At 61.3% G+C, this 14,130-nt stretch carries 12 protein-coding genes and 3 pseudogenes; 10 read left to right on the top strand and 5 right to left on the bottom strand.

Translation table 11 applies throughout. The features are described 5' to 3' along the window. Nucleotides 1-1,362 (top strand): MFS transporter, encoded by a 1,362-nt coding sequence (locus tag BDB13_RS19065; RefSeq protein ID WP_094273033.1) that lies wholly within the window; start codon nucleotides 1-3, stop codon nucleotides 1,360-1,362. A 48-nt stretch (nucleotides 1,363-1,410) separates the two neighbouring features. Further along, the gene (locus tag BDB13_RS19070) at nucleotides 1,411-2,109 is read left to right on the top strand and encodes an IclR family transcriptional regulator (protein WP_094273034.1); all 699 of its coding nucleotides are present in this window, start codon (nucleotides 1,411-1,413) and stop codon (nucleotides 2,107-2,109) included. 34 nt (nucleotides 2,110-2,143) lie between these two features. Here BDB13_RS19070 and BDB13_RS19075 read toward each other — a convergent pair. Further along, a pseudogene (locus tag BDB13_RS19075) lies at nucleotides 2,144-3,121 on the bottom strand (GlxA family transcriptional regulator). A 141-nt stretch (nucleotides 3,122-3,262) separates the two neighbouring features. Here BDB13_RS19075 and BDB13_RS19080 point away from each other — a divergent pair. The 3 genes from BDB13_RS19080 to BDB13_RS19090 all read left to right on the top strand — a co-directional run bounded on the left by BDB13_RS19080 (nucleotide 3,263) and on the right by BDB13_RS19090 (nucleotide 6,114). Further along, complete coding sequence (locus BDB13_RS19080; RefSeq protein ID WP_094273035.1) at nucleotides 3,263-3,898, top strand: isochorismatase family protein; 636 nt, start codon at nucleotides 3,263-3,265, stop codon at nucleotides 3,896-3,898. Between the two features lie 214 nt (nucleotides 3,899-4,112). After that, complete coding sequence (locus BDB13_RS19085; RefSeq protein WP_094275032.1) at nucleotides 4,113-5,687, top strand: hypothetical protein; 1,575 nt, start codon at nucleotides 4,113-4,115, stop codon at nucleotides 5,685-5,687. Between the two features lie 67 nt (nucleotides 5,688-5,754). Then, nucleotides 5,755-6,114, top strand: coding sequence for a nitroreductase/quinone reductase family protein (locus BDB13_RS19090; protein WP_094273036.1), 360 nt, complete (start codon nucleotides 5,755-5,757; stop codon nucleotides 6,112-6,114). Nucleotides 6,115-6,143: 29 nt separating this feature from the next. Here the strand turns inward: BDB13_RS19090 and BDB13_RS19095 are convergent. After that, a pseudogene (locus BDB13_RS19095) lies at nucleotides 6,144-6,905 on the bottom strand (hypothetical protein); the annotation flags it as partial. Between the two features lie 67 nt (nucleotides 6,906-6,972). Here BDB13_RS19095 and BDB13_RS33030 point away from each other — a divergent pair. Continuing rightward, a complete protein-coding gene (locus BDB13_RS33030; RefSeq protein WP_094271004.1) occupies nucleotides 6,973-7,278 on the top strand; it encodes a transposase in 306 nt (101 codons plus the stop codon). 11 nt (nucleotides 7,279-7,289) lie between these two features. Then, nucleotides 7,290-8,168 carry an IS3 family transposase gene (locus BDB13_RS19105; protein ID WP_176459483.1) on the top strand — a complete coding sequence of 293 codons (879 nt, stop codon included), beginning with the start codon at nucleotides 7,290-7,292 and terminating at the stop codon, nucleotides 8,166-8,168. A gap of 29 nt (nucleotides 8,169-8,197) precedes the next feature. On the opposite strand, the pseudogene BDB13_RS19110 reads toward BDB13_RS19105, so the two are convergent. Further along, nucleotides 8,198-8,950, bottom strand: a pseudogene (locus tag BDB13_RS19110) (hypothetical protein); the annotation flags it as partial. A gap of 219 nt (nucleotides 8,951-9,169) precedes the next feature. On the opposite strand from BDB13_RS19110, the gene BDB13_RS19115 reads away from it, so the two are divergent. Together BDB13_RS19115 and BDB13_RS19120 are read left to right on the top strand one after the other, a co-directional pair. Next, nucleotides 9,170-9,973 carry a pentapeptide repeat-containing protein gene (locus BDB13_RS19115; protein ID WP_206041518.1) on the top strand — a complete coding sequence of 268 codons (804 nt, stop codon included), beginning with the start codon at nucleotides 9,170-9,172 and terminating at the stop codon, nucleotides 9,971-9,973. Between the two features lie 204 nt (nucleotides 9,974-10,177). After that, nucleotides 10,178-11,203 carry an alcohol dehydrogenase catalytic domain-containing protein gene (locus tag BDB13_RS19120; RefSeq protein ID WP_176459621.1) on the top strand — a complete coding sequence of 342 codons (1,026 nt, stop codon included), beginning with the start codon at nucleotides 10,178-10,180 and terminating at the stop codon, nucleotides 11,201-11,203. Between the two features lie 2 nt (nucleotides 11,204-11,205). On the opposite strand, the gene BDB13_RS19125 is transcribed toward BDB13_RS19120, so the two are convergent. After that, a complete protein-coding gene (locus BDB13_RS19125; RefSeq protein WP_094273041.1) occupies nucleotides 11,206-11,586 on the bottom strand; it encodes a PPOX class F420-dependent oxidoreductase in 381 nt (126 codons plus the stop codon). 212 nt (nucleotides 11,587-11,798) lie between these two features. On the opposite strand from BDB13_RS19125, the gene BDB13_RS19130 reads away from it, so the two are divergent. Next, the gene (locus tag BDB13_RS19130) at nucleotides 11,799-13,439 is read left to right on the top strand and encodes a GMC oxidoreductase (protein WP_094273042.1); all 1,641 of its coding nucleotides are present in this window, start codon (nucleotides 11,799-11,801) and stop codon (nucleotides 13,437-13,439) included. Here the strand turns inward: BDB13_RS19130 and BDB13_RS19135 are convergent, their stop codons facing one another. Then, nucleotides 13,440-14,081 carry a hypothetical protein gene (locus BDB13_RS19135; RefSeq protein WP_141210662.1) on the bottom strand — a complete coding sequence of 214 codons (642 nt, stop codon included), beginning with the start codon at nucleotides 14,079-14,081 and terminating at the stop codon, nucleotides 13,440-13,442. It abuts the gene before it with no gap. Between the last annotated feature and the right edge of the window lie 49 nt (nucleotides 14,082-14,130).

The raw sequence follows: 14,130 nt of genomic DNA on the forward strand, positions 1-14,130 counted from the left end.
ATGGATGTTCGTGAAGCGATTCGAACGCAACCGATGCGTCGATACCAGATTTCGACTATCGCAATCTGTTTGATACTCAGCATGATCGACGGTTTCGAAATTCTGGTCATGGCGTTCGTAGCGCCGCACCTGGGGAAATCTTGGGACATCAGTTCCGTCGAGATCGGCTATCTGCTCAGCGCCGGAATCATCGGTACAGCACTGGGCGCAATCTTCATTTCCCCGCTGGCGGACAAGATCGGTCGGCGCAGGCTGGCGATCTGGTGTCTGGTCGGCATCACCGTCGGCATGGCGTTATCCGCTTGCGCTGTCAACGTCCCGCAACTCATCGCCTTCCGCGTATTTGCGGGCTTGGGTATCGGCGGTTTGGTTGCCAATCTGAATGTTCTGGTTTCGGAATTCAGTTCGGACAAGCGACGAGGCACGGCACTCGGAATCTACGGTGTCGGATACCCGCTCGGCGGTGCTGTCGGCGGAGCGATCTCCGGCGTCCTGATTTCGGTCTTCGACTGGCGATCCGCATTTATCTTCGGCACAGTCATCACCGCGATCATGTTGGTGGTCGTGGTCAAGACGCTGCCCGAATCGATCGAATTCCTGATCGAGAAGAGGCCCCGGGGCGCTTTGACTGCGTACAACCAGATCGCAGACAAGCTCGGTTACACACGTTCCACTGAGCTACCGACTCCCATTCGCGCAACGGAACGCGTCGTGCGCGATGGACTGTTCAAGGGAATCATGTTGCGACGCACGATCTTCCTGTGGGTGGGATACTCATGCTTGATTGCGTCGTTCTACTTCGCGAATACCTGGACACCGAAGTTGCTCTCAGACGCAACGGGTGACTCGAATATGGGCGTGACTGCGGGTGTACTCGTCAACGTCGGTGGCGTCATCGGTTCGATCATCTTTGCCGGACTGTCGATTGTGTTGCGGCCCAGGATTGTGACTGCGCTCCTCATGTTCGGCGGAGTGCTTGCATTTGTCGGCTATGCCACCGGATTCCATATCGTCGCACTGGCTTTGGCGCTCGCGGTGCTCGTCGGCATTTTCGCAAACGGAGGCATCACAGGCTTCTACGCGATCAGCCCGCCCATCTACCCAGCGGCGGCTCGTGGGACCGGTGTCGGCTGGATGATCGGGTGCGGTCGAACGGTATCGATCATCGCCCCCATTCTCACCGGCTACCTTCTCAACGGGGGATGGACACCGAAGTCCGTCTACATGATGTTCGGTGGAGTCTTGGTGGTGGCCGGTATCGCGACGCTGCTCCTCGACGCCACTTATCGTGGCCGAAGCGAGAACCCGGAGACACCGGAAGCAAGCCGGGAACCCAATACGACCGACGCAATCTCCGCTTGAACCATGTGACGATCTGCGGGCACGCCCCGAGGGAATAGAGTCCATACAGTGACTTCAGAATCAAATGGGTCGTCCGTCAAACAACCAGGCTCGCAGACACTAGCCCGCGGCTTGCAGGCTCTCGAATTGGTGGCCACCACGCCCGACGGGATGACCATCCAGGAAGTTGCCGACGCGCTGGGCGTCCATCGGACCATCGCGTCGCGATTACTCACCACGGTCGCGGACTTTCGGCTCATCAAACGCAGTACGGACGGTAAGTACCGCGCCGCTGGTGGATTGGCAGCACTGGCTCGAGACCTCTACGCAGGACTACGGGACGAAGCAACACCGTTGTTGCGCAGACTCGCGAATTCCTTGGGCGCGAGCGTCGCACTGTTCGTCGGCGAACGCACCGAAGCGGTAGCCGTCGCGGTGGTCGAACCGAAGAATGCTCGCTACTGGGTATCGTTCCGTGAGGGTGGTCGCCATCCCATAGACCGCGGAGCAGCCGGCTATGCCTTACTCGCCGGTCAACCTCCGCTTCCCGGCGAGTCGAGTCGGGTAACCGACGCCCGCCGCGACGGTTTCGTTCTCAGCTACGGTGAGGTCGAGCCCGGCTATTGGGGACTCGGTGTACCCCTGAAACAACCAGCTAACGAGCCAGCCGGATGCCTGACCTTGATCACGGCATCGGAAGAACTCGCCCGAGCCGCTATCCCCGAGATGATCGCAGCTGCAGACAAACTGAGCGGCGGAGCCACGTAAGCACCTCGAGCTGCCGGTTGCACGGCGACAACGCTCAGTGCTGTTCCGTCCGCCTACCAGTACCAGAGCGATCGGCGAACTGCTTCCGATACGAGGATGGGGTGGTTGCGAACTCGGATACGAAGTTTTGCCGGAAGGTGACAACGCTTCCGAACCCACATGCGACTGCGACGGCCTCGATGCTCCAGTCTGTCGTTTCCAGGAGAACACGAGCCTCGCCCAGTCGTTGTTCGAGAATCCAGCGTGCCGGTGTAGTACCGGTGGAAAGGCGAAACTGCCGTACGAAGTTTCATCGGCTCATCCGCGCCTGGGCTGCGAGTCGGTCGACGGAAAGATGCTCGTCGAGTCGCCCCAGCGCCCATTCCAGTACATTCGCAACGGCTGTGTCGCTGGCCGGTTCCGCGAGTGGTCGCTCGATGTACTGCGCCTGTCCACCCTCTCGGTGCGGTGCAACGACGAGACTCCGAGCCACCCGAGTGGCGATTGCCGATCCAAGGTACTTCCGCACGAGATGCAGGCACGCGTCGATAGAGGAAGCCGTCCCCGCAGAAGTCATGACATCGTCGTGATCGATGTAGAGCACTGATTCGTCCAAGCGGATGCTGGGGTGGAGTTCAGCGAGTGCGGGCATCATCTCCCAATGGGTGACGGCGGAGCGTCCGTCGAGGAACCCGGCGTCGGCAACAGCAAAAGCTCCGAGGCACAACCCTACAATCGGAGTGCCGCGAGAGTGCGCGTTGGACAGCTGTGCTCGTAATCGCTCGCTGATCGGTGAAAGTGGCAGCGGCCAGGAGGGGATGACCACAATATCGGCCCAATCGAGTGTGCTCGGTCCCGCTACGTCGCCGATCGAGTACCCCTCGACAGTGCGAACATCGCCTGCTCGATCAGACCAAAGTCTGGTTTCCCAGGCCGGTGCGAGCCCGAGACGACCTACCTCGCCGAACACCATCAGCGGTGCTGCGAGGTGGAACATCGTGATGGTGTCGAACGCGTAGACGGCAATTCGCATGTGATCCCCAAAATGTTGGCCCAAAGTCATCGAAAGTATGCACCCGTGCCACTCACTGTTGCCAACGACCTACCGAAGAATGGGTAAAGAGCGTCGCCGACGCGAAGCTGAACCCGATCGACCTTCCAGGAGTGATCAACTGTGTCTATCCCCCGCCGTGCCCTCATCGTCGTCGACGTCCAGCAGGAGTACTTCGACGGACCTCTGCAGATCCAGTACCCGCCGCGCGACGAGTCTCTGGCCAATATCCTCAGCACGATTAAAGTTGCTGCTGCGAACGAAGTCCCAGTCGTCATCGTGTCGCACCGGACACCCGTAGGCGCCCCGATCTTCGCCGAAGGTACGGCCGGTTGGTCGCTCCACCCCGAACTCGAGGAACTCATCGATCCGGCGTGGATGCAGGTACAAAAGCAGTATGCAAGCGTGTTCGCCGGAACCGGTGTCGCCGAATGGTTGCGTGAGAGAAACGTCGACACCATCACGATCGTCGGCTACATGACAAACAACTGCGACCTTGCGACCGCCGCAGAGTCCGACGCCCTGGGGTTCTCCGCTGAGATTCTCGCCGACGCCACCGGGTCGATCCACTTGGCCAACGAGGCAGGGCAGGTATCAGCCGAGTCACTGCACAGGACCCTCATGGTCCTTCTGCACTCGAACTTTGCTGCAGTCGCCACGACGGCAGAGTGGGTCGACGCCGTGCAGTCCGGAGTGAGTTTGCCCAAGAGCAATCTTGTGATCTCAGCCATCCAAGGACGCGAGTCGGCAGCAAACTAGGTTTCCAATAGCAGAGGATCGCAATCGGTTTGGGGACTCTGAGTCCGCGCCGGAACCACCAACGCCGCGACCGACACGTCACCATCAATGGAATCGACGTGTCGAATCGTGCGACACTCGGACGGTGAACGACACCAGCCGTGGAAATTCGCAACCACACCGACAGAGACTGCTCCGCGTCGGCATCCTCCTCGCAGCAACCCTGCTGTTGCCCATGCCCCTCGCTGCGGCCGCACCCGCCGCAACAGGACCGGCGGGCTGCGTACCGTTCGGGACCGCCCAACTTCCACCCGGGGCACCCTCCGGCGGAGGCCGAGTCGGCCTGACCAATCTGCCGACATTCACCGGCCCGGCCGCCCCGACATCCGTCGAGGTTCGCACTCCGACCACCCAGTTCAACCGGTTCTGGGACTTCACACTCGTTGGCCACGACCTGCTCACCCGGCCACGGGACGCCGGTGCGCCCACGGCCGAGCCCTGGCGTTACGTGCCGATGCCCGAGTGCCTGCGCGGACGACTGGTCGGAATATCGCTGGACGACGACGAACTCGTCGCGGTTGACGACAACGGCTGGATCTACACGATGGACAACGCGTCCCAGGACCCGCTGTTCTGGAACTGGACTTCCGCGTGGGGCGCACCCCTGTGGACCGGCGCTGGCCGGCAACTACCCGGGGACCGGCCGAACGGGTGGGCGCTGAGTGTGTCGTCGCCCTGGGACAACCAGACCTTCACCGACATCGCAGGCCGAATTCACTACGTCGGATTCGGCAAGATGACGATGCTCCCCGCATTGACCGGGGACGGCAGCCGCATCACCTACGCGGACCCGTGGCTGCCCAACGACGACAGCTACGAAATCGGCGGGCCGCTCGGCGGACGGTTCCAGGCTGAATCGTTGTCGGGGGCCGGATCGACCACCTTCGTGATGAACAAGTACGGCGACATGTACACCCGCACATTCGATTTCGACTCGTCAGGATCCGACTCGATCTTCTTCCGCTACAGCTGGGACGACCAGTCGGGCAAGCCGACCGCACCCAATCTCGTCGTCGAGACTCTCGACCGCAGCACCGCCGCGATCCAACTGCCGGCGCCGGAGTGGGTGCACCAACCCAAGATTCCCGGCGAGATCACGTCCGCGATCAGTGTGCACTCTCTCGGCCCCGGACCGAATCGACGGGAGTTACGCGTGGAGGGCCGCAGCGGCGGCGAATCCGGTTTCTGGCACAAGGATCTCGTGGGCGGCACGTGGGAATTCACACCGACCGGCGCAGACCTCCTCGGTACGCCGATCGAGAACTCGCCGACGGACCGCTCGACCGACACTCTGGCCCCCGCGGCCCCGTGGAACCTGTCCACGAACCTTCCTGCGCGCAACGGCGCCATCGACGGCCAGACACTGATCGACATCGGATTTCCGTACACGGTGGTGGACCCGCGCATGTTGGACGCGATCGGCCAGCACGCGCAGCCATCCGGCTACCGGTTGGAGGTGGACCACTTCGACCCGGTCGCCACCACTCGGACCGCGACCGTGACCGCACCGGATGGCACCGCCATTCCGGTCATCCTGCACACCGCCGACGGACTCCGGATGACACCCCGCGCACCCGGCCTCGACGCCAACCCGCGCCATCTCGTCGGGGCGATCGAGATCCCGGCGGAAGCGTACGCGGCCCGAGGATCGAATCCCGCGCTGGACGCGTTTGTCCGGGACTGGATGCGCGACCGGCATATCGCGGCGATCACCCTCAGTGCCACCGACCATGACCTGGTGGTCCGCTGACAGGGCAGTTTCCTGCGGTGACAACCGGTGAGCTGATTAAGTTGGCCGAAACAGGAAGGATCAAACAATGAACACGTTTCAGAAGATCGCTGCCGCAGTGAACAAGATCGTGTTGGCCACAACGCACATCCCCGTCCTGGGGAAGTACGCCGGCAAGTCGATGCTCGTCCTCACCTACACCGGACGTAAGTCGGGCAAGACCTTCACGCTCCCTGTGTCGTTCACGCAATCAGGAAACGAACTCACCATCAGGGTTGCCCTGCCCGACAAGAAGAATTGGTGGCGAAATTTCCGGAATGAAGGCGCCCCGGTAACAGCCACCCTCAACGGTGTCGACCGCACCGGACACGCGGTCAGTCACCGTGACGCCCGCGGCCGGGTAACCGTCACGGTGACACTGGATCCAGAAAATCGCCCCACACACTGAAGAGTGTGCGGGGCGATCACCTACCGATTCTACTGGCCGCTTACTCGGATCATTCCGCTGATCGTTCCCTGCAGATAGTTACCCGACGAGTCGATCAGGGCCGACATCTGCAAGGTGTCGTTGATCATCGACCCGGGCATATCCCGCGTCGTGAGAATATTTCCCGTGTCCGGATCGATCACCGTGAAAGCGAATCCGTCGGCCGGTGAAGTTTCACCGGAAGGCGAGTTCACTTGACGCACAACGGTATACAGATTGCCATCGGCAGTCGACAGATGTGGCACAGCCGAGCTGCGAGCATCGTTGTTCCAGACCGTGTGGCAACCTTCACCGTCGACGTCGACATCAACTCGGGTCATTCCGCCGGTAAACGGCGCGCTGGCAGGGACGGTGGGTCCGGCGCCGGCAGGCTGCGCCGGGTAGGGATATCCGTAAGTGCTGGCAACAAATACGGAATTGCCGATGCCGATCGGCGAATTCTCACTGCCTGGGCCTCCGGTGGTGAGAACTGGTTGACTGCAGACAGTTTCACCGGTCGATGCGCGGTAGACCAGAAGATTCACCTGAGTGTCGGCACTGTCGACAATGGTCAGGTAGTCGGATCCGTTGGGACCGAAGTAGGTGGGAGTCGAACCGGTTCCCCAACTGAGTTGGCCCGGCTTACGCGCACTGCCGCGATCGTAGGGCGCACGCCAGTCGATCGTCGGTGTGCCATCCTGCATTGCGTTGAGCTGATACAAGGCGTGGGTAGTTGCGACGGCAGTACCGGTCGGCGAGGTGGAAATACTGTTTGAGGTTCACCCCGGATGGTGGACACCGAGATAGCGGGACTAAAGGTTCCGCTGGGAGGATGTCCTCATGTCCCGCAAGCGCAGGTCGTTCACGACCGAGTACAAGGTCGAAGCCGCCCGCCGGGTGATCGATACCGGCCGCACCATCGCCGAGGTCGCCCGCGACCTCGGGTTAAGCGAGAATCTGCTCGGGCGGTGGGTCGCCGACGAACGACGACGCATCGATGCTGCTGCAACGTCCGGAGATCAACCGTTGACCGCCGCGGAACGTACCGAACTGGCACGACTGCGCAAGCAGGTCTCCGAGCAGGAGAAAGACATAGCGTTCCTGAAAAAAGCGTCCGCGTACTTCGCGGCGCATCAACAAAAGTAGAGCTCTACACGTTGATCGCTGCGGAGTGCGCGAACTTCGCGATCCACCGGATGGCGCGACTCCTCAATGTCTCGACCTCCGGTTTCTACAAACACCAAGAACGCAGTGTCCGAACACGATTGGGTGAACGGCAACAGCGGCGCGCGGACCTGGAAGTGAAGATCCTCGACATCCACAGAGAATCGAAAGGTGTGTACGGGTCCCCGCGGATCACCGCCGAACTTCACGACGGCGGGGAGATTATTACCGAGAAGACCGTCGCGAAGATCATGCGGTCACTCGGCATCGTCGGAATCAGCCCGCGCACGTTCAAAATCCGTACCACCGTCGCCGACCCGTTTGCTTCCTTTCCGGACGACCTGGTGCAACGACGGTTCGATCAGGGCCGCGTCGACGCCGTGTGGACTTCCGACATCACGTACCTGACCTGCGGTGAAGGTGACATGTACCTGTGCGCAATCAAGGACGAGCACTCGAAGAAGGTTCTGGGATGGTCGGTGGCCGATCACATGCGGACCGAACTGGTCATCGAAGCCTTGGACATGGCGGTAGCAGCTCGCGGCGGGGATGTCGCCGGCACAATCATGCACTCGGACAGAGGAAGTCAATATACGGCCGACATCATGAAGCAGGCGTGCGAACGGTACGGGCTGCGCCGTTCGATGGGAGCTACCGGAATATGCTGGGACAACGCCGGCGCGGAGAGTCTGTGGTCCACGTTCAAGCACGAGTACTACTACCGACACGCTTTCGCCTATGCATCGGAATTAGTTGCTGCAGTTGACAACTGGATGCACATCTACAACACTCGCCGTAGGCACTCCACGATCGGGATGCTCAGCCCCACGAACTACGAAAAGTCACTGACCGCGACCTTGATGGTCGCGTGACCACTGTCCACTTTTCGGGGTGAACCTCAGTTCTGCACTCCCTCCCCGGCAGGCAGCTGCACAGTCCGGGTGACGCCTCCCCCATCCACTCGGCCGACCAAGCCGGCTCCGGTCGCAAACCACACATTGCCCTGCCAGTCCGGCGCCAGGCCGGTAACACTGTCTCCGGCCGGGATCGAACCACTCAGGTCGACAGACTGATCGACGAATAGTCGCCAGGCGCCGTCCGTTGACTGCTCGTGCTTCACTCGCACAAGTTTGTTGTCACCGAAGACCGCAACAAGCCGGTCCTCGTTGTCCAAGTAGGCGTAGACACCGCCGAGCAGGCTACTTTTCGGGAATTCGAGCTGCGCAACGGAAGCTGCGGGCGCCGACGATCCGGCCAACATACCCAACGAACCCAACGAGCCCGTTTCGAAGTCGGAAGTGTCGATCAGATGCAGGGTCGGAACCTGTCCGAGAACGCTGGTGCACAACGCCAAAACCAGACCGTCCGAGCCTTCGAGCAACGTCGGGCATGCTGATGCCAAGGGAAGCGACTCCACTGCCAGTGCTCCGGTACCCGGACCAGCCAACGGGGTTGCATCCGAAGAACCTGCGTCTCCGTGCATCGTCGAGGTTCCTTGAGGTCCGAGGAACGGGTTCGCCGGGGCAAGTGGCCCCCAGGTGGGCAGCGCCGATGCGGTGCTGGCAGAAGCGGTAATCAGCACAGCCGTCAGTGCTGTCAGAGCCAATCGGCCCCTAGCTCCCACTTTTGGAGCGTTGTACCGCAACTTCTGCATCGCTTCTCCGTTTCTTCTCTCTGCTGACAACGGGCAACGCCCGCTATTTCCGGTTCGAGTGGACCACAACAAGTTGCCGGTCGCGCTGTTTCCCGAAAACCCGCTCTGCCCAATCGAGCCCAGATGGGGTGAATGTTCGTTATGTTCGGAGGCCGTGGTTGCTCTCGTGGCCGCACCGCACCCGTGCGGAGATCAGTTCGGAAAGGGCACACAGTTCACATGACAACAATCGATCACGTCCGCCGTACCCGGGTCGCTGCCGCGTGCGGTGGTGCCGTTCTCGCTGCAGCCGCGATCTTGACAGCAGGAACGGGAATCGCGGCCGCTAGTGTCGCCGACACCCTCCGCACTACATGCACACACTACGTACCGAACCCGGTGTGGAACGGATCTGAAAACGAAGTCTCCGATTGCTCCGGAGCTAAGCTTGCCGGTACGAATTTGGTCGGCGCCGTCCTGTCCGGTGCGGACCTGACCGACGCGAAACTAGTTGGAACAGACCTGTCCGACGCAACCCTGCGCGGGGCAGACCTGGGCAACGCGAACCTGACCAACGCCGAACTGATCAATGCGAACCTGAGCGACGCGAACCTGAAGAACGCGAACCTGACCGGCGCGAACCTGACCGGCGCGAACCTCGCCGACGCCAACTTGTCCGGCGCCGATCTGACCTGGACGGACCTGACCGGCACGGACCTGACGAAAGCGAAACTGACCGGCACCAGCGTTGTGCCGGCAAACATCCGATCGACTGCATCATCGGCGGATGGCGCTTCCGTCACGATTCCCGCACCGGCGGGAGCGAAGGGCGTGACGTTGGACGGATGTACCCGACCGCAGAACGTCGCTGTCCCGATGAATACGACCATTGCATTTCCAGTCGGTACGACGACTGTGACCTGCACCGTCCATAGCATCCGGGCTGGTTCTCCCTCGATCGGTTCGGGCACCTTCACTGTCACCGTGAGCGATCGGAGTTCGTCGACCGGATCGCTGGGATCGCTCAGTCTTTTCGGTAGCTGAATGAGCTGAAATCTGGCCAACGTCACACCTCCGGAGCAATGTCGGGCGATTCCGCTCGGCCACAGCTCCGGAGGTTTTTTGTGCCGACGTATGCCTGTGCCGTCCCCGAGGAAAGAAACCGTTGTAGGTCCCGTGGCTAATGACCGAGTTCTGGACGAGTCTGGAATGAGGACGACCATCAGCCTTTCAGCGAAGGGACACGCCATGACACTCTCGAATACCCGAGCAATGCACACCGCCGAACCTGGTGGCGCATTCGTTCGGACGCAGGTCACCACCCCGCCGCCTGGAGCAGGCCACGTACGCGTCACCGTCGAGGCCTGCGGCGTCTGCCATTCCGATGCGATGATCACGGGCGGACTACTTCCCGGCACAACATTTCCGCTTACCACCGGCCATGAGATCGCCGGCCGGATCGAATCGGTCGGAGACGGAGTGGACGGCTGGGCGCTCGGCCAACGCGTTGCGGTCGGCTGGTACGGCGGTAGCTGCGGATATTGCGACGCCTGTCGTGACGGTGACGGAATAAACTGCGCCAAGTTGCAGATTCCCGGTGTCGCTTACCCCGGAGGGTTCGCGGATTCCGTCGTTGTACCCGCGATTGCACTGGCAGCCATTCCAGATGAGCTTTCTGCCGTCGAGGCAGCGCCACTCGCCTGTGCCGGAGTAACCGTGTTCAACGCCCTGCGTCGCAGTGCCGCACGAGCTGGCGACGTTGTCGCGATCCTGGGGCTCGGAGGGCTGGGCCATCTCGGCGTGCAATTTGCTCACCACATGGGCTTTGTCACCGTCGCTATTGCCCGAGGCGCTGAAAAGTCTTCATTGGCAAAACAATTGGGATCCGATTACTACATCGACAGCACCACCGACAACGTCGCACACGCACTGCAATCCCTGGGCGGCGCGAAGGTCATATTAGCGACGGTCACCAACGGCGAGGCGATGACCGCCACCTTCGACGGACTGGGAAGACGGGGCGAACTCGTCATCGTCGGAGCAACACCAGATTTGTTGCAGCTCAGCGGATTGCAGTTCATCAACAATACCAAGAAGATTTACGGTCATGCGTCCGGAACCGCACTCGACATCGAGGAAACTATGCGCTTTGCCGCCCAAACCGGGGTGCGGGCCTGGACCGAGGAGGCGCCGCTGGACGATGCCGGGACCGCCTTCGAGAAGATGCTCACCGGCAAGGCCCGCTTCCGCATGGTCTTGACCACCGGAAACTGAGGTCACGCAGCAATAATCGCCAGCCCGATGGTGCCGGTCTTGCCGCGGCGAAGGAGGCTGCCCTTCATGGTGATCCAGCCGATGATGCCATACCGACGGGCAATCGCATCGCGCGCATGATCCGTTCCGGGTCCATCCAAAATCTCCGCCTTTGCGGCTACGGGCTCACCCTTGGGATTGCCACGAGCATCACACGCGGCAATCGTCACTGACGGATTTCGCTTGATCCGCTTCACTTTGTACGAATCGGTGACCGTCCACATCAACAACTGCTCACCGTCGGGCGCAGCCCACAACGGTGTTGCGACGGGTGTGCCGTCTTTGCGGAAGGTGGTCAGCAAGACGTATTTGGATTCGGTCACTCGTTTGAAGTCTGGGTTCACCCCTCGAGGATAGGTGTGTGCACCAACAATCAGGCAACTAGAGACGTCAGATAATCCCCAGCGACCGCATCACCGGTCTGATAATTGACCATTTGTCCGATAAATACCGACATTGGGCACCTTCGCCCAATCTCGGTGCATGAGAAAAACCAACCTCGAGCTATTCTTTCGTTAACTGTATTTACGAGGCTTCTGGAGTCGATTTTTTCATCATGCAGCGTCGAAATTTCTTGAAGGCAGCCGGAGTCGGCGTGGCGGTTACCGCTACGACAACGCTCACATCCACCGCGGTCGGGCACGCAGCACCATCGCCGCGGCACGCACTACCCATGGGCGCCGATCACTACCGCAACCTGGTTCCCGAGCTGTTCGTTCCGTCTCCGCCGGCGCCGGCTCATTCGGAAGCCATCGTGATCGGCTCCGGATTCGGTGCCAGCGCGACGGCACTGCGCCTCGCGCAGAACGGCACTGCGGTCACGGTATTGGAGCGAGGTTTGCGCTGGCCACGGGATCCGCTTCGCGAAATCCACACTTCCGACCTCCTCGCTGACGGCCGTGGTGTGTTCCGCCGGACGTCGTTCACCAACCTCACCGGCCTGCCAGTGGTCTGCGACTACTTCAGTGGAGTTCTCGACGCCACCGACTACGAGAACATCTCGGTCTGGCGTGGAGCTGCCGTCGGCGGCGGTTCCGTCATCTTCACCGGTGTGATGATTGCGCCGGAGCGGCGATTCTTCGACGCTGTCTTCGGTAACTCGTTGAGCTACGACGAGATGGCATCCACCTGGTATCCCAAGGTCCGGCAGATGCTTCGTCTCAGTCCCCTACCCGAAGATTTGTACCAGACCGCTAATTTCGGGCATTCACGTCGCTGGGATCGAGATGCCCGCCGCGCCGGCTTCGACCCGCAGCGCATCGACGGAATCTGGAACTGGGATGTTGTCCGCTCCGAACTCAGCGGCGGCGCCAGGCCGTCAGCCTCTGCCGGCGAGACGAACATGGGTAACTCCAACGGCGCCAAGTTCGACCTCAACCAGAATTACATTCCGGCCGCCGAAGCAACCGGAAAAACGACGGTCTGTTACGGCCATCAGGCGCTGAGCATCGGGCGTGACCGCGACGGACGATACATCGTCGAGGTCGAATCAAGCGATCCCACCGGGATGGTTCTCAGCCGTCGCACCATCACCTGTGATCGCCTGTTTCTCGGAGCCGGATCGATCGGAACCTCCGAACTATTGGTGCGCGCCCAAGCGACCGGTGCGCTGCCGAACCTCAACGAACACATCGGCAAGGGTTGGGGCACCAACGGTGACGGCGCCATGGTGCGTTCCTTCGGATTCAGCGACGGCAATGCTCAGGCCGCACCGTCCGCTTCGCGTATCGTCGACGAAACCGGAATGCCGCTCTCGCTCGAAAACTGGCATGTACCAGGCGTTCCCGTCAATATCGGACTGCTCGGCAGCCTTGGCATGACCCTCGATTCGCAGCGAGCAGATTTCACCTACGACGCCCGGTCCAACCGCGTCGTTTTGAATTGGCCCAAAAACGGCAGCGCCGCAACCGTGGAAGCGTTACGCGCAGTGCAGAACAAGATGTCGTTTGCCGGCACAACTCTGCCGGGCACGCTGCCGCTGGCTCAGGACGTCAACTCCTCGTTCACCGCTCATCCACTCGGGGGCGCGGTGTTGGGCAAGGCCACCGACGGATACGGCCGGGTCAAGGGATACGACGGTCTCTACGTCATGGACGGTGCTGCAATTCCCGGCAGCACCGGCACGGTCAATCCGTCACTGACCATCACTGCGTTGGCCGAGCGCAACGTTGCGGAGATCATCAGATCGAAGCGATAGTCACTGCCTCTGGAATGAGTGGTCCCTGACCCCGATCAGCACGCGGCAGTCCGGTGAGACCAGCCAGTATCGGCCGTCGATCTCGAGCTCGAAGGGGCCGTCGCCGAGGTGCGCGACGGTCCCGGATTTCCACTCACCGATCACTGCACGAATTGCGGCCTCGAGCTCGGCATGCGCCGTCCTCGGTATGCCGCAGATCGGGGCGAAGGACTGACGCACCCGCGCGGTGAGGTGCACGGAAGTGGGCTCGAAGTTGTCGGCAAAATCTGCCGTCGACACCGGCGGCCCCACTTGGGGCCGTGGAGCAGTCGATTCCCCGCGGTTCTTGAAACGGGATTTAACGCCGCTCTTGACCTGTTCCCAAGTGCGTTCACGGTGCACAGTCGAATAGCCGGTGATGGTTCCCCGGTCAGGCGAAAGGACCAGTGCATAGCCATCTCTGGACATCTGCAGGTACCCACCGCCCGATAGGAATCGCGCAGACTTGAGCAGAAAATCTTCCAGCATGCTGCGCAACTGAATCTCTGCAGCCTTCAGATCCCCACCGTGGTGGTACCGGAAACTGTCCACGGCGCGCAGCGAGACGCGGACGTCCGCAACATCCTCGATCGTGATGTCCCCAATGGGAGTATCTTGCGACATCCGGATGTGCTTGGACGTCCCGCGCGGTGAACCGACTGACACGGGAGCT

The sequence above is a fragment of the Rhodococcus sp. OK302 genome (assembly GCF_002245895.1).
GTDB lineage: Bacteria > Actinomycetota > Actinomycetes > Mycobacteriales > Mycobacteriaceae > Rhodococcus_F.

Coding starts and splice junctions, on each gene's coding strand:
- BDB13_RS19065 (WP_094273033.1), top strand. CDS start 1: ATGGATGTTCGTGAAGCGATTCGAACGCAACCGATGCGTCGATACCAG.
- BDB13_RS33030 (WP_094271004.1), top strand. CDS start 6,973: ATGTCCCGCAAGCGCAGGTCGTTCACGACCGAGTACAAGGTCGAAGCC.
- BDB13_RS19115 (WP_206041518.1), top strand. CDS start 9,170: ATGACAACAATCGATCACGTCCGCCGTACCCGGGTCGCTGCCGCGTGC.
- BDB13_RS19135 (WP_141210662.1), bottom strand. CDS start 14,081: ATGTCGCAAGATACTCCCATTGGGGACATCACGATCGAGGATGTTGCG.
- BDB13_RS19090 (WP_094273036.1), top strand. CDS start 5,755: ATGAACACGTTTCAGAAGATCGCTGCCGCAGTGAACAAGATCGTGTTG.
- BDB13_RS19130 (WP_094273042.1), top strand. CDS start 11,799: ATGCAGCGTCGAAATTTCTTGAAGGCAGCCGGAGTCGGCGTGGCGGTT.
- BDB13_RS19120 (WP_176459621.1), top strand. CDS start 10,178: ATGACACTCTCGAATACCCGAGCAATGCACACCGCCGAACCTGGTGGC.
- BDB13_RS19085 (WP_094275032.1), top strand. CDS start 4,113: ATGCCCCTCGCTGCGGCCGCACCCGCCGCAACAGGACCGGCGGGCTGC.